Source organism: Candidatus Eremiobacterota bacterium (assembly GCA_031082125.1).
Lineage (GTDB): Bacteria > Vulcanimicrobiota > CADAWZ01 > CADAWZ01 > Ess09-12 > Ess09-12.
Genome location: JAVHLM010000006.1, coordinates 269,701 through 284,058, shown reverse-complemented (window position 1 = coordinate 284,058; position 14,358 = coordinate 269,701). Strand labels below are relative to the sequence as shown.

Here is a 14,358-nt window from a genome sequence, read left to right as displayed (position 1 = left end):
CTCTAGCTTAATTACTGAGGGGACATGTGTCTCACTCTATATTAGCACGAAGGGAAGCAGGTCATGCCGTGATAAGTATTTTGGAAGAAGCACCGGCATCAAAAGACAGAGAGGTGTTGAATAAGGCACATAGAGAAGGGCTCATAGTACTTACTTTTGATAAGGACTATGGTGAGCTTATTTACAAAGAGAAAGCTTCAGCACCAGGAGGTCTTGTATTTTTCCGCTTTGCTCCGGCCTTTCCTGAGGAGCCAGCGAGAATACTCCTAAAGGCGATGAAAGAACGCACGCTTCCCCTTTCACAAAAGTTTACTGTAATTGAAAGAGATGGAATTCGCCAGAGAGCTTTGAGCGTCGTAAAGTAGGAAAAGCTCACTGGCTAAAATTTTCTTCTCCCCCCTTTTTCTCTCTCTGACCTTTGTGCTATAATAATAATGCGGTTGAAAGGAAAGTGCTCCATCCCCGGAGTATTCTAGGGGTTATACTCTGTTTCAAGGGGGTATGCTTCCTATGGGGAGGCTCAATAAAAAGATTCCCCGGCGGCACGGCGGGTTTACGCTTCTGGAGATCATGGTGGTCGTGGGGCTTTTCGCCCTCCTTGTTTCCATTGCCATTCCCAACATGGTACGGTTCCGCCAAAGCTCGGCAGCATACCAGTGCGCCAGGAACCTCGTGGCCAACCTCGATCAGGCGCGGAATCTTTCGCTGCGCACCGAGGCAGAGGCCTATATCAAGTTCGAATCCTCGGGCCAGCAGTATGAGATCTGGTATAACGACGGGAGCGACAAGCTCTATAAGAGAATATATATTGCGAAGGATTATGGCGGATCAATCTCTCTGGATCTCTCGGGAACCACGGAGATCCGTTTCGCCTCCCAGGGATTTGTCAAGAGCGTCACCGGCGATAAGACCCTCAAGGTGAAGAGCGGCGCTCTTGAGTATGACGTGGTGATAGAGAAAAGCGGAAAGAGCTATGTGAAGCCAGGATAAAAGCGGAGGAGCAATGGGCATTCGTTCCGGCAGGCGGCAGAGAAAAGGTGTGGCCCTTATTTCGGTCCTTCTGATCATGGTGGTCCTTTTCATCATAGCCACGGGCTTTATCCAGATGATCTCCCGCGAGGCCCAGGTGGGCATGGGGAAGTATCAGTCTGACGTGGCTCTCATGGTGGCCGATTCCGGTATAGAATATGCTCTTTTCCTGATACGCCATAACATTTTTGTACGGCCGGCCTCTACAAGCGATTATTATACCAACGTGGTGGTGAGTGAGCTTACCTACCCGGTGACCAATGCAACGACCGATGAAGATGCCTATTGGCTGAAGGGCAGAGGCCAGTTCAGGCTTTATTTTGACAGTTATGCGAGCAGTTCTCTCTATTTCCATTCCGTAGGCGAGATTGTGAACCAGTCAGATGCCGTCCTCCACAAGAGAACGGTTTATGCACAGATTTCTTTCGTGAACAAGACGGGTTCGAACCTTTTTTATAACACGACCAATAACCCTATAAGCGCCACAAATGGCTTCATGGGGGAAACACTGAGAGTGAACACCTGGTATGAGCGCTGGAGGTAGCATGAGCATGGCGAGGTTCAGGGGCACCGAAAAAGGCGTGACGCTTCTCGAGCTTCTCGTGGCGATGATTGTCATGCTTATCGGCCTTTTCGTGGTCTTCAACCTCTTTCCCAGGGCCTTTGCCATCGCCTACAAGTCAAGGGCCCGCGAGATTGCCTTCCAGCTCGCCCGCACCAAGATTGAGCGCATCTTTGCCCAGTCGGTGGCGCCGGGCGATACCAACCTTGGAGCTGAGTTCTGCGATACCTTCAACGGCACCGGTGCAAGCAACTCCCATGCAGCGACAAGCTATGCCAGCACTACTGATTATGATACGCTTTTCTCCATCTACAGCACCGATATTGCCTCGATGACGCCATCATCTGATTACCGGGCTTTTGAATCAGCCTATTACTCGGAGGTGCCGGCATCCGATGCGTTCAAATACCGCGCCGAGGTTATTTCGGTGAGCGATCCCCACCTCATTTATTCCGATACCATCACGAGACGCATCACCATTTACGTGGCCATCCCCCCGATCGACCCCTCTAATTCAGGTTTCAGTGAGAGAATAGAGATGGATAACGGGAACATCGTGACGGTAGGCGCTCTTAAAACCAACAGGAACATGTATGCAGCCCTTGCAGAGCCTTGCAAAAATGGCGATTCTACCGTCTATGTCGCCTCGAAGGATGAGAGTTGCCGGTTCCCCGTTTTTTATGACAGCGACGACAGCCGTGATGAAACACCAATTGCCATATCAAGCTCAAATCCTATGAAGGCTACTTATGATTCTGATGGTGATGGATATATCGATGACAAAGACTTTGACACGGACTATTATAAAAAGTACTATAACGAGACCGGTGCAACTCATTATATGAGTAGATCTGTCTATGAAACGGGTACTTTCAGTTATCCCATGGAGGTGTTGAACAAGAACCTGTCACCTGCGCCTGCCGATTATCTTTTTAACTTTTATAAAGGGGATTCCAATAAATATACTTCACCTATTGGCTCATGGACAAATAATTGTGATCCTGCGAATTTTTCCGCGATGATATTCAATACTACAGGGTGCACTTCGACTATGTGCGGGTACGCTGATACGACAAATACCCACTACCATGGCGAGCCTATACAGATCGTAGGAAAAGGCATCCATACCATAGGCGTCACCCGTTACAGCCTTGCACTCCAGAATCCCCTCCAGAAGGCGCCGTATAACTCATCGGCAAGTGAGTTCATCTACCCTACCTCGGGCACCTATATAGTCTCCTGGATTTATCTCACTATGTACCGTTAAGGAAGTGACCTTATGAAAAAAAGAGGCTTTACCCTCATAGAGTTTATGGTGGCCTGCGTGGTCTTCGCCCTCTTCATGTACACCCTCTACACTCTTTTTTCCGGGGGCCTCAGGGCTTATAAAAAGGGTGAGGTCATCACCCTGCTGAAGAAGAATGCCTCGGAGCTGATGGACTATGTGACCACCGATTTCCGCATGGCAGACTCGGTGTCTGAGGGCACCACCACCCTTACCATCACCAGGACGATCTTTGGAAAGAACACCTCAGGCCTGGAAGGGATTGACGGGCATACCATACTATACACTTACACCAGTGGCCAGGTCTCACGGGATGATACCATCAGCACGGCCAATGGCTATACCGAGGAAGTGGACATGGTCTTCGGCGCGGGGAAGGACAATATTTATTTCTATTCCCAGTCAGGCGTGGATTTCTTTACCTATGACAGCACCACGGAAACCCTCAAGGTCGCCTTCTACGATCAGTACGGCACCCAGACCCTCGCCTCAGGCGAAGGGTGGAAGCAGCTCAAGATAGCCACGACCCTCGGCACCAGGAACCAGGGAAGTGCCTACAATACCGTGACCAACAGCAAGTTCACCGGCGTGGTGAAAGACGCCACCAACGACGCCATCGAGGACCCCGGCACGGCCCCCTCCCTCGTCCGCTTCATCCGCTAGGAAGGTACGCCATGGATACCTCAAAAGCGATGCTCCATAAACTCGTTGACCTGCTGCCTCAGAACGAGGAGGCCACCGTGGCCAAGTTTATCCTCTTCCTGCTAGGGCAGAATTCTCTTCAGCTTGAGGATATCAAAGCAGAACTTGATGTAAGGCAGGGAAGGGTCATCAGCTTTGATACCCTTGAAGAGCTGAAGGCTCACCTTTACCAGAGCCCCGGCAATGGGTAAGCTCTACCATATCACCCCGGCTTTTGACAGGGCTTTCAAAAGGTTAAAGCTGAGGGAGAAGGATGAGGTTTTTGAACTCATCTCTGAACTGAGAGCCTGGCCTGATATCCCGAAAAGCAGAAACAAGGAAAAGCTCTATGATCATGATGACGGTCCCGTATGGAGCCTGAGAGTGAATATCAGCCTCAGGATAATACTCCAGATAATGAAGGATAATTCTTTTCTTCTCCGGGCAATAGGCACTCACGATGAAGTTTACTGAGTGTCACTCGCAGCCCCCTCCCTCGTGCGCTTCATCCGCTGATCCCTTTCTTCCTCGGGCATGACGGGAAGAGAGATAAGGAAGATGCACAATGGATACCTCAAAAGCGATGCTCCGTATGCTTCTATGCCACCTTGTATTTCATCACCGGGACGGTGATCTGCCGGTCAATTGAGGAGCGTGTTTTCATCATCTCCTCGATCTTTTCCATGACCTTGCCTTCAAAATACCTGTCACCGCACTTTCTGCATACCATCAAAGGGACGTCTTCAATAATGAAAAGCTCTCCATTGCGCCATTTGTTCAAAGTGGTGGTCTCTTGATAAAATCCTTCATCGCATTTACAGGGGATTTCCCTCATATCCGCCTCCTCACCCTGAAATCGATCCATTTGTCTTTATCAGGAATATAGACTGTTATTATTGTTACCCTTTCAGCTCTTATTCCACAGCATACATGGAGCACTCTGCCGCTTCAAGCTCCTGGACTCACGATTCCGGCCATTGCTATCCTCTTCCTTTTTCATACAATGTAAAGAATTGCGAGGGATTCAGTAGCGGAATGCCCTGATAGCTGGACAATGCGAGGAGATGTGCCTTATCACCCGATATGATATAATGAGCCTTGCCCTCAATCGCGCATTCAAGTATCCTGTTATCTGCGCGGATCATTACCCTTGCTCTTTTCTGAATTCATCTACCAGTCGCTCCACGTCATCTTCTTTTATCCCGTGCTCCCCGGTCTTGAGCATGCCGTAGCTCTGAAGGTTTTTCCATAATCTCATCTGAATGTACTGTCGCAGCGCTTCCCTGAACAACTCACTGGTCGTTCTCCCTTCTTCCTCGGCAACCTGTTTTGCCTGTTCGTAAATCTTCGGGGGAAGAGAAAGTGAAATGATTTTAGAGGTTCTCACCGCGCACCTCCTGCCGGTATTACTTGTTAATACTATTATACCATGCTTTTCCGAAGGATTTCAACCAGGCTCCCTCTTGATTACGGCCCCTCTCACCTGACCCTTGTGAGCAGGCTCAGCGAATAGACTCTGCCGCCGGAGGTCTCTTCCAGGAGGGGCGTTATCTTATAACGGATGCAGATTCGGGAGAGAAGGGCTCCGGGATATGATGAGGCAGCTTCTGAGCCCTGGGCGGGAGAGTCAAGAATAAGAAGGGCCCTGTCTGGCGGAGTCTCGAGGGAAAAAAAGTACTCCATATTCATAGCCGGCGCATGGGCAAGGAGAATGATCTCTGCCGGGGGAAGTGGAGAGACACAGGGGAGCCCCCGGAAAGGCATAGTCTTCGCGAGGGACTTGATGAAAAGGTATTGACGGTACTCGGGCCTTTCGGTAGTAAGTTCCAGGGTGCTGTCAAGGGGAGCTTTCACTGTCAGGACCACAAGGGCAACCAATACCAGCGTCTGAAGCCCTCCCATGGCTTTCTGCAGGTACCGGGATGCCGCCATGAAGCCCACCCCTCCCATGAGGGAAAAAAAGAGGAGAAATGGCATTGCATAGCGGTCGCTGTCAGGATAGATGAGGAAATCACCTTTCTTGAAAAAGGAGGAGAGCACGAAGAGAAAGGCCATCAGGGCAAGGAGGCCTTTTGTGAAAGTATTGATCCATATCTTATCGCGCGCCTTGAGAAGAGCGCCCGCTCCCACAAGGAAGAGAAATGCCGTGAGTGCCCCATGGAGGCTCGAAAGAGTCAGGAATCTGAGGTTATTCCCCATATTTTTCAGTAAAGTGAGAGAAAAGGGAGTAAGTGAGCCGCTCTGGTAAAGCACAAACTGATACGTGCCGGTATTCATCAGCACAATGCCCTGCACAGGCTGAGAGGAGCAGTATAATCCGCCGCCGTTTCTGAAAAAGGGGGTCCCGTTGGTGAGAATGATGATGAGGGGAACAATGAGCACAAGGGCGAGAATGCCTGAAAGTATGAGAATTCCCGGGCTTCCCTTCACAGGCATCCTCTCCTTTCCGGTGAAATAGGCCAATATAAGCAGAGCAGACATTATTATTACATTTTCCGGCCTCACATAGCAGGTGTAGAGTGCCGCGAGCAGAAAGGAGACAAGAGGAGCGGGAGTCCCGGTCTTCTGCCACAGCACCACGAAATAGAAAGCCATGAAAAGAAAGCAGAGTGAGCAGGCATCCATGGAAGAGGTGGCGCCGTATTTCAGAAAGAGGGGGCTGGAGGCGAGGAGGAGCGCCGATGCGAGGGCGCTGTTCTCGTCGCCGGAGAGAAGGAATGCCGCAGCGAAGCAGAAGAGGATCGCCCCGATGCTCAGGGCAATAGAGAAGCCTGCGGCACTCTCCTCGCCTATTCCGAAGATGGTGAACACGCACGAGAGCATGAAATGATATCCGGGGGGCCACCCGCTGAACACGGAGGCGCACCTGAGCCCGGTCTCGTCACCTGCCATGGTGGTGGCGTAGAAGCCGTGAAGGGCCATGTTTTTTGCAAGGTCATAATGAAGGTAGCAGTCGTAATAGACATGGGGGATGTGGGGTACATAAATCAGCAGCATGAGGAGCACTGCTCCCAGAATGAGCGCCAGCAGGGCAAGACCCCGCTTTGTCACTCCCCTCATCATTCTTATCGTATCGGGGATTGAAAGCACCATCATGACGGACAGGGCGGAAAAAAAAAGGGCCATCAGGGGGCCTGATCCCCTTACCATGAGAATGTCTGCCGTTTCCTGGGTCATTTCGAGCGCGCCTCGGCAAGCTTTCTCTCGAAGTAGGGCCTGTCGGGCGTTCCCAGTTCCAGGCCCCTCGCAAGCTCCCTCGCACCCTCGGCCCTGCGGCCCTCCCCGAGGTGCGCCACGCCCAGCAGGGCATGGAGCCAGCCGTCACGGGGCGCATGCTTCAGGGTTTCCTCGAGAAAGGCCCGGGCCTCGGCGAAAGATTTCTTCTCGATAAGGGCCAGGGCATAGAGTCCTGAAAACTGAAGTGTTGTCTGCGATCCTTCGAAAGCCCTGACGCCGTAGCCCGCCAGTGTCGCCATGGGGCCCCATCCCCGGTAAAGGTAAAAAAAGTTGATGCTGTTTGCCAGGGCTGCAGTGTTTCGCCCGTCAACGCAGAGCACCCTGGCGTAGCTCTCCAGGGCAGGCCCGTACTGCTTGGTGGCAAGGAAGGAATAGCCCAGGGTGCTCTCAAGGGCCGTTGCGTCGCCTCCGGGGGACCCGCCGCGGCGCCGGGCCTCGAAAAAGGCGGCGAATGCCTTCCCCATGGCGCCTTCATCAAGAGCCGCACGGCCTTCAAGGTAAGGGTAAAGCGGCTCCGCGCGGTGGGCCTTCGAGAGGGCGTGATAGCTTTCTTCCAGGTTTTGAAGGGTCCCCTGGAGGCGCCCGATTTCAAGGCGCTCCATGTGGAGGGGGAGGCAGAGCGGCTCCTTTTCAATGAGGCTCTCAATGAGCGCGGAGGCCGGTTTCAAATCGCCCTTTTTCCTGAGAGCGAGAGCCTCCTCGTACTCCCTGCTCACCCCTGCAGGCACCATGGGAGGCGGCGGCGGCACTGCCCCTACGCCTCCCGGCTTAAAGGCCTTTTCGCCGTAAAAGCTCCCGATCCGGCCGGTGTCTTTTTCGCTGAGCACCCGGTAAGAGAAGCGCCATGAGATATCCTTTCTCGTGATGGGGGGCTTCCCGGGCCCCGTGGAGCGTATCGTCACGGGATCGTGCCTGCCGTAGCTGAAGATGATCTGTCCCGGCTCTTTCTCGGCAAAGCGCAGCAGCCTTGCCCCCTCGTTGAAGCGCGAGAGGGTGGGATCGAGGGGTACCCACCCCGTGCCGGCCACATACATCTCGGCCCATGCATGGGTGTGGACTATCTCGCTTTTCCCCTCGACAAGGGAGATTCCCGCCACATACCGGGCCGGGATCCCCGCGGCGCGCAGCAGCGTGATGAGGGTGGAGACGGCATCGGAGCACTGCACCTTCTTTGCGGCAAGGGCCAGAAGGACGGGCTTGGGAGAAAGCGTAAGCTCAAAGGTGAAACCCCTGATGAAATCATAGAGGCAGAGCGCACGAAACCACGGATTCGTCTCCCCTTTCGCCACCTCAGCAAGGGTCTTCGCCACGAGGGCGTCACCGGCCGGGTAGTCACCGGTGGCTTTCCTGTAAGAGGCAAGCCCTTCCGGGAGGGGCTGCACGGCAAAGGGATCGCACTGGTACAGGACACGGCACGATGCGACCCGGGCCTTCACGGTGACGGAGAACGCTTCTCCCGGCGCGATGCCCTTCACTTTGAAGGCTGCAATCACATTCCCTGGGGCGTCAAAGGTCAAAGAATCGGGTCGGGGCGTTACGCCGTCGATGCGCACCTCCTGGTAGGGAGGTATTGACCGCAGCAGGGGCAGCGAAACGTCAAGGGGGTGGAGGGGCTTTCCCGTGCTGTTTTTTATCGAGACCCTGGAGATCACCTCATAGTCCCGCTCCTCGCCCACGAGGAGGGAAGGCTCTGCCGCCGCCGCCATCAAGGCCAGAAAGAGCACTATGAGAGGGAAAAGGGTGACGGCTCTTGAAGTATGGACCATACCTGTATTCCATTATGCCAATCTTCCATTATTCCTTCTCAGGCCCCGCCTGGAGGAAAGGAGCGCCTATGATCCGTCCCATGGAGGAAAAAGACTGCCCCGAAGTCATCGGGCTCCACATGGGCCTCATTGCCGATGCTGATTTCCCCGTCTTCGGGAAGGGATTCATGAAAGAGCTCTACGGGGCCATCCTCACCTCGCCCTTTGCCGTGCCCCTCGTGCTGGAGGAGGAGGGAGAGGTGACGGGCTTCATTGTCGGCGCCACGAGCTCGCCGAAGCTCTTCCGTGACATCCTCTCGAGGCGGGCCCTTCCCCTGGCCCTCTCCGTCATCGGCCAGGTGGTGAGGCGCCCCCGCATGGTGGCGCGCATCATGGACATTCTCTTCTACACAAGAAAGACCTCCCTTGAGGACATTGAAGCCGAGATGCCCTATATAGCCCTCTCTCCCCGGGTAAGGGGGAAGGGCATGGGACGGCACCTTGTGCGGGAAGTCCTGATGCGCTTCCGGGAGCAGGGGATAGCAAGGGTCAAGGTGACAGCCCACAAGGACAATGAGGGCCCCAACAGGCTTCTTGCGGCGATGGGCTTTACTCTCGAGGGCACCCTCTTCTTCCTCGGGAAGGCCCAGAATCTTTACTGGGGCGTCATTGAGGAAGTGCTTGCAAAAGAAGGATCATGGTCCCGGGAGAGAAGTCAATAATGAAGGGTGAGTGCACTATTTGAAAAAAATTCCAAAAAACCAGGGGATAGCAGGAAAAATTCCAGGAACGCCGAATTGTCTATTCTTTCACCGGCAGGTGAGGGCGCTCCCTTCGCGTGCGGGCACCATATACAGACGTTCTTCCTCTCCCGGTTTTCCGGCATAAGAGAGCATCACGGATGGAAAGAAGGGTTTCCCGGCCCTGTGCCGCTCCACGATTAAACAAAAGGATATGAGGCTTTGAAAGCCAGAGCTTGTCCGAGGGGGGATACTTTTGCTTAAGGAAACAGCGGAAGAAAAAGGATGTTTCAGCGGCTGCCTTACCTTTCTCATCGTGGGCGGCTTCCTGGGCCTGATCGTCGGCATGATTGCCCTGAAAAAAATGCTGCCCTTTGACAGCGTGGTTTCGGGAGCCCTCGGCGGGATGATAGGCCTTATCATAGGCGCCTGCGCGGGAGGCGTGGTGGGCCTCATCTGGGGGCGCTTCACCACGAAGAAGCGGCAGAAAGAGGAAGATTTCTAAAGGAGTATACCATGGACGAGCCAGTCATAATAGAAGATCCAGCAGAAGAAGAAGCGCTCCATGAAGCCCCTCTCCAGGAGCCTCCGATGGCCCAGGAGGCTGAGCCCGTATCTGATCCCGCGTCTTACGGCGCCGAGGATATCCAGATTCTTGAGGGGCTTGAGCCCGTGAGGATGCGCCCTGCCATGTATATTGGCAGCACAGGCCACAAGGGCCTCCACCACCTGGTTTTTGAGGTGGTGGACAACAGCATTGACGAGGCCCTTGCAGGGGTATGCACCCATATCGACGTGATCATCCACCCCGACAATTCCGTGACGGTCATTGACAACGGGAGAGGCATCCCCGTCGATATCGTGGCCGGCGCCGAGAGGCCTGCCGTGGAGGTGGTGATGACCAAGCTCCACGCCGGGGGAAAGTTCGGCTCATCGAGCTACAAGGTCTCGGGGGGGCTCCATGGCGTCGGGGTATCGGTGGTGAACGCCCTTGCCGAGTGGCTCGAGGTGGAGGTATGGCGCGATGGGAAAGCATACCGCATGAGGTTTTCCCGCGGTGATATCACTTCTCCCCTCGAGGAGATAGGCACCTCCGAGACGACAGGGACACGGGTATCCTTCAAGCCCGATGCCGATATATTCAAGGAGACCACGGAGTTTCATTACGAGATCCTGAGCCAGCGCCTCCGCGAGCTTGCCTTTCTCAACAAGGGCCTCAGCATCAACCTTATCGATGAGCGCACCACAAAGAGCCACCGCTTCTGCTATGAGGGAGGCATTGTGAGCTTTGTCTCCCATCTGAACCAGAACAAGGACACCCTTCACCCCGATCCCATATACCTGTGCGCCACCAAGGAGACCATGGAAGTGGAGGTGGCCTTCCAATGGAACACGGCCTATCTTGAGACTATTTACAGCTTCGCGAACAACATCAACACCCAGGAGGGGGGAAGCCATCTCACGGGCTTCAAGGCGGCCCTCACAAAGAGCATCAACCTCTATTCCAGGAGGAAGGGATGGCTCAAGGAGAAGGATCAGAACCTTTCCGGCGAGGATGTCCGCGAAGGAATCACCGCCGTGGTCAGCATCAAGATCCGCGAGCCCCAGTTTGAGGGCCAGACCAAGACCAAGCTCGGGAACCCCGAGGCGAGGGCCATCGTCGAGTCCATTGTCGAGGAGAACCTGGATAATTATCTTGAAGAGAACCCCGCCTGCGCCAAGAACATAGTGGACAAATCCATAGGAGCCCTCAGAGCCCGCGAGGCGGCCCGCAAGGCCCGCGAGATCGTGCGGCGCAAGGGGGCCCTCGAGATTACGTCCCTTCCCGGGAAGCTTGCGGACTGCTCGGAGAAGGATGCATCCCGCAGCGAGATTTACATCGTCGAAGGAGACTCTGCAGGAGGCTCCGCCAAGCAGGGCCGCGACCGCCATTTCCAGGCCATCCTTCCCCTGAGGGGAAAGATCCTGAATGTCGAGAGGGCGCGTCTTGACAGGATCCTCACCAACGAGGAGATAAGGACCATGATCACGGCGCTGGGCACGGGTATTGCAGAGGATTTCGAGCTGAAAAAGCTCCGCTACCACCGCATCATCATCATGACCGATGCCGATGTGGACGGCTCCCACATCCGCACGCTGCTCCTCACCTTTTTTTACCGCTATATGAAGCAGCTCCTCGAGGAGGGCCATGTCTTCATCGCCCAGCCCCCTCTCTACAAGGTCAAGAAGGGGAAGCAGGAGAGCTATGCTTACAGCGATGAAGAAAAGGATCGGGTCATAAGCGAATTCGGCGGCGACGGTGTCGCCATTCAGCGCTACAAGGGCCTCGGCGAGATGAACCCCGATCAGCTCTGGGAGACCACGATGGATCCCACGAACAGGGTGATGCGCAAGGTGTCCATGGAGGACGCCGTGAGTGCAGACGAGATTTTCACGATTCTCATGGGCGACAGGCCTGAGCTGCGGCGGCACTTTATAGAAACCTATGCGAAAGAGGTCAAGAATCTGGACATATAAGCCCCTTTCCGCCGGCAGCAAGGGCATATCATAAGCAATGGGCGCGCGATTCGAGGTGTTAGAAGATGCCATCTGATCAGATAATTCCCGTCACCATAGAAGACGAAATGAGGGACTCCTACATAGATTACGCGATGAGCGTAATCGTATCGAGGGCCCTCCCCGATGTCCGCGACGGCCTCAAGCCGGTGCACCGGAGGATCCTCTACGCGATGGACAACATCGGCCTCACCCCCGACAAGGCTTTCAAGAAATCGGCCACCATCGTGGGCGATGTCCTGGGCAAATACCACCCCCATGGCGACGCGTCCGTCTATGACGCCCTCGTGAGGATGGCCCAGGACTTCAACCTCCGCTACATGCTTGTCCAGGGCCACGGTAACTTCGGCTCCGTTGATGGCGACCCCGCGGCGGCCTACCGGTATACCGAGGCCCGCATGACGCCCATAGCGGTGCAGCTCCTCGAGGACATCGACAAGGAGACGGTGGATTTCCGGGAAAACTTCGACAATTCCCTCAAGGAGCCCATCGTGCTCCCCTCGAAGGTGCCCAACCTGCTGATCAACGGCTCGGCGGGAATTGCCGTGGGCATGGCCACCAATATTCCCCCCCACAACCTCAGCGAGGTCATTGACGCCTCGGTGCACCTCATCGACAACCCTGAAGCGGAGAATGACGAGCTCATCGGCATCGTGAAGGCCCCCGACTTTCCTACGGGCGGCCTTATCATGGGTCTCGAGGGATCCCGCGAGGCGTACCGCACCGGGAGGGGCTCGGTGATCATGCGGGCGAAGATAGACGTGGAAGAGCGCAAGAGCAACCGGCAATCCCTCATTGTGAAGGAGATTCCCTACCAGATCAACAAGGCTCGCCTTATTGAGCAGCTTGCCGAGGGGATCCGCGCGAAAAAGATCAGCCACGTGAGCGACCTGCGTGACGAATCGGACCGCACGGGCATGAGGATCGTCATGGAGCTCTCGCCCAACAGCAACGTGCAGCTCGTGCTGAACCAGCTTTACAAGCACAGCAACCTGCAGTGCTCCTTCGGTATCATACTGCTGGCCCTCGTGGACGATGTGCCCCGGTACCTCACCCTCAAGGAGATGCTGAGCCATTATCTCGCCCACCGCCAGGAGGTGGTGACGAGGCGCTCGCAGTTCGAGCTCGGCAAGGCCCGGGCCCGGGCCCATATTGTCGAGGGGCTCAGGATTGCCGTTGACCACATAGACGAGGTCATCAGGATCATCCGGGCCTCCAAGGACACCAGGGAGGCAAAGGAAGGGCTCATGGGGCGCTTTGGCCTCTCGGAAGCGCAGGCGCAGGCCATCCTGGAGATGAGGCTCTCGCGGCTCACGGGCCTTGAGCGCTCGAAGCTGGAAGAGGAATATACGGGCCTCGTGAAGCTCATCGCATACCTCGAGGACCTCCTTGCGAGCCCCCGGAGGATTCTGGACGTGATAAAGAGCGAGTTCCTTGAGGTGAAGGAGAAGTTCGGCGACCGCCGGCGCACCGAGATTGTCTACGAAGGCCCCGAGAGCCTTGCCATGGAAGATCTCATCCCCGAGCAGGAGGTGGTCATCACCATCTCCCACTCGGGATATATCAAGCGCATGCCCATCGACACCTACCGCATGCAGAACCGCGGGGGCCGCGGCATCACGGGCGCCACCCTCAAGGAGGAGGATTTTCTCGAGCATGTCTTTGTCACCTCAACGCACCACTTCCTTCTCTTCATCACCAACTTCGGGCGGATGTACCGCCTCAAGGTATACGAGATCAACGAGGCGAGCCGCCAGTCCAAGGGGACGGCCCTTATCAACCTGATTCCCATCGAGCAGGGCGAGCGCATCAGCTCGGTGGTGTCGCTGAAGGAGTTCTCCGCCGAGAGCTACCTTGTCACCGTTACGAGCAAGGGTTTCACCAAGAAGACGAGCCTCATTCAATACATCAATGTCCGCAAGACGGGCGTCTGCGCTCTCAAGCTTGATAAGGGCGATGAGCTCGTGGCGGGGCGCATCATCACGGGGACTGAGAGCCAGAATCTTCTGCTGGTGAGCCGCCAGGGAAGGAGCATCCGCTTCGATGCCGGCAAGCTCCGGCCCATGGGAAGGCAGGCCAGGGGCAACAGGACCATGATCCTGCGCGGCGATGACAAAATAGTGGAGATGGTGGACACCCTGACAGGCGATGAGCTTCTCGTGGTCACCACCAAGGGCTTCGGCACCAGGGTTCCCCTTACGGAGTACAGGACCCAGGGGCGCCGGGGCATGGGCGTGAGGGCCATGAACCTCATCGACAGGAAGGGCGAGGTCGTGGCAGCCGCCGTGGTGAAGCCCGATGACGAGATTATCGTGGTGACCCGCGAGGGCCAGATCATCCGCCTTGAGGGGAGCAAGATACCCTCGGGGAGCAGGATGAGAACAGGCAATATCCTTATCCGCCTCTCCGAGGGCGACAGCGTGACGAGCCTGGCCATACTGCGCTGAGAGAGGCCGCTTCACCGCGGCGCAGGGTGCAGTGTTATCAGGAAAGGATTTCAGGGAAGAAGGGGTCTATGTGTGA

At 55.5% G+C, this 14,358-nt stretch carries 15 protein-coding genes; 11 read left to right on the top strand and 4 right to left on the bottom strand.

Annotated features, from left to right (window positions below; translation table 11 throughout):
* Positions 1–26 precede the first annotated feature (26 nt).
* The 7 genes from RDV48_09485 to RDV48_09455 all read left to right on the top strand — a co-directional run bounded on the left by RDV48_09485 (position 27) and on the right by RDV48_09455 (position 4,031).
* Complete coding sequence (locus tag RDV48_09485; GenBank protein MDQ7823012.1) at positions 27–365, top strand: DUF5615 family PIN-like protein; 339 nt, start codon at positions 27–29, stop codon at positions 363–365.
* A 145-nt stretch (positions 366–510) separates the two neighbouring features.
* The gene (locus RDV48_09480) at positions 511–990 is read left to right on the top strand and encodes a type II secretion system protein (GenBank protein MDQ7823011.1); all 480 of its coding nucleotides are present in this window, start codon (positions 511–513) and stop codon (positions 988–990) included.
* A 13-nt stretch (positions 991–1,003) separates the two neighbouring features.
* Positions 1,004–1,573: a pilus assembly PilX N-terminal domain-containing protein gene (locus RDV48_09475; GenBank protein ID MDQ7823010.1), complete on the top strand. Its 570-nt coding sequence runs from the start codon at positions 1,004–1,006 to the stop codon at positions 1,571–1,573.
* Position 1,574: 1 nt separating this feature from the next.
* A complete protein-coding gene (locus tag RDV48_09470) occupies positions 1,575–2,858 on the top strand; it encodes a hypothetical protein (protein ID MDQ7823009.1) in 1,284 nt (427 codons plus the stop codon).
* 12 nt (positions 2,859–2,870) lie between these two features.
* A complete protein-coding gene (locus tag RDV48_09465) occupies positions 2,871–3,539 on the top strand; it encodes a prepilin-type N-terminal cleavage/methylation domain-containing protein (GenBank protein MDQ7823008.1) in 669 nt (222 codons plus the stop codon).
* An 11-nt stretch (positions 3,540–3,550) separates the two neighbouring features.
* Positions 3,551–3,769, top strand: a complete 219-nt coding sequence (locus tag RDV48_09460) for a hypothetical protein (protein ID MDQ7823007.1) — start codon at positions 3,551–3,553, stop codon at positions 3,767–3,769.
* Positions 3,762–4,031 (top strand): hypothetical protein, encoded by a 270-nt coding sequence (locus RDV48_09455; GenBank protein ID MDQ7823006.1) that lies wholly within the window; start codon positions 3,762–3,764, stop codon positions 4,029–4,031. Before RDV48_09460 ends, RDV48_09455 begins: the two co-directional genes overlap by 8 nt.
* Before the next feature lie 124 nt (positions 4,032–4,155).
* Here RDV48_09455 and RDV48_09450 read toward each other — a convergent pair whose 3' ends face one another.
* The 4 genes from RDV48_09450 to RDV48_09435 all read right to left on the bottom strand — a co-directional run bounded on the left by RDV48_09450 (position 4,156) and on the right by RDV48_09435 (position 8,560).
* Positions 4,156–4,392, bottom strand: coding sequence for a YgiT-type zinc finger protein (locus RDV48_09450; protein ID MDQ7823005.1), 237 nt, complete (start codon positions 4,390–4,392; stop codon positions 4,156–4,158).
* A gap of 309 nt (positions 4,393–4,701) precedes the next feature.
* Complete coding sequence (locus RDV48_09445) at positions 4,702–4,944, bottom strand: ribbon-helix-helix protein, CopG family (GenBank protein MDQ7823004.1); 243 nt, start codon at positions 4,942–4,944, stop codon at positions 4,702–4,704.
* Positions 4,945–5,036: 92 nt separating this feature from the next.
* Positions 5,037–6,734 (bottom strand): glycosyltransferase family 39 protein, encoded by a 1,698-nt coding sequence (locus RDV48_09440; GenBank protein MDQ7823003.1) that lies wholly within the window; start codon positions 6,732–6,734, stop codon positions 5,037–5,039.
* A complete protein-coding gene (locus tag RDV48_09435; GenBank protein MDQ7823002.1) occupies positions 6,731–8,560 on the bottom strand; it encodes a transglutaminase domain-containing protein in 1,830 nt (609 codons plus the stop codon). The genes RDV48_09440 and RDV48_09435 overlap by 4 nt, the downstream gene beginning before the upstream one ends.
* A gap of 68 nt (positions 8,561–8,628) precedes the next feature.
* On the opposite strand from RDV48_09435, the gene RDV48_09430 reads away from it, so the two are divergent.
* The 4 genes from RDV48_09430 to gyrA all read left to right on the top strand — a co-directional run bounded on the left by RDV48_09430 (position 8,629) and on the right by gyrA (position 14,282).
* Positions 8,629–9,261: a GNAT family N-acetyltransferase gene (locus RDV48_09430; protein ID MDQ7823001.1), complete on the top strand. Its 633-nt coding sequence runs from the start codon at positions 8,629–8,631 to the stop codon at positions 9,259–9,261.
* 274 nt (positions 9,262–9,535) lie between these two features.
* On the top strand, positions 9,536–9,784 hold the full coding sequence (locus RDV48_09425) for a hypothetical protein (protein ID MDQ7823000.1): 249 nt from the start codon (positions 9,536–9,538) through the stop codon (positions 9,782–9,784).
* Between the two features lie 86 nt (positions 9,785–9,870).
* Positions 9,871–11,796 (top strand): DNA topoisomerase (ATP-hydrolyzing) subunit B, encoded by a 1,926-nt coding sequence (gene gyrB / locus RDV48_09420; GenBank protein MDQ7822999.1) that lies wholly within the window; start codon positions 9,871–9,873, stop codon positions 11,794–11,796.
* 65 nt (positions 11,797–11,861) lie between these two features.
* Positions 11,862–14,282 carry a DNA gyrase subunit A gene (gene gyrA, locus RDV48_09415; protein MDQ7822998.1) on the top strand — a complete coding sequence of 807 codons (2,421 nt, stop codon included), beginning with the start codon at positions 11,862–11,864 and terminating at the stop codon, positions 14,280–14,282.
* Positions 14,283–14,358 lie beyond the last annotated feature (76 nt).

Bases quoted from the DNA above. Each gene is read 5' to 3' on its own strand.
- RDV48_09480 (MDQ7823011.1), top strand. From the start codon at position 511: ATGGGGAGGCTCAATAAAAAGATTCCCCGGCGGCACGGCGGGTTTACG.
- RDV48_09475 (MDQ7823010.1), top strand. From the start codon at position 1,004: ATGGGCATTCGTTCCGGCAGGCGGCAGAGAAAAGGTGTGGCCCTTATT.
- RDV48_09470 (MDQ7823009.1), top strand. From the start codon at position 1,575: ATGAGCATGGCGAGGTTCAGGGGCACCGAAAAAGGCGTGACGCTTCTC.
- RDV48_09465 (MDQ7823008.1), top strand. From the start codon at position 2,871: ATGAAAAAAAGAGGCTTTACCCTCATAGAGTTTATGGTGGCCTGCGTG.
- RDV48_09460 (MDQ7823007.1), top strand. From the start codon at position 3,551: ATGGATACCTCAAAAGCGATGCTCCATAAACTCGTTGACCTGCTGCCT.
- RDV48_09455 (MDQ7823006.1), top strand. From the start codon at position 3,762: ATGGGTAAGCTCTACCATATCACCCCGGCTTTTGACAGGGCTTTCAAA.
- RDV48_09450 (MDQ7823005.1), bottom strand. From the start codon at position 4,392: ATGAGGGAAATCCCCTGTAAATGCGATGAAGGATTTTATCAAGAGACC.
- RDV48_09440 (MDQ7823003.1), bottom strand. From the start codon at position 6,734: ATGACCCAGGAAACGGCAGACATTCTCATGGTAAGGGGATCAGGCCCC.
- RDV48_09435 (MDQ7823002.1), bottom strand. From the start codon at position 8,560: ATGGTCCATACTTCAAGAGCCGTCACCCTTTTCCCTCTCATAGTGCTC.
- RDV48_09430 (MDQ7823001.1), top strand. From the start codon at position 8,629: ATGATCCGTCCCATGGAGGAAAAAGACTGCCCCGAAGTCATCGGGCTC.
- gyrB (MDQ7822999.1), top strand. From the start codon at position 9,871: ATGGCCCAGGAGGCTGAGCCCGTATCTGATCCCGCGTCTTACGGCGCC.
- gyrA (MDQ7822998.1), top strand. From the start codon at position 11,862: ATGCCATCTGATCAGATAATTCCCGTCACCATAGAAGACGAAATGAGG.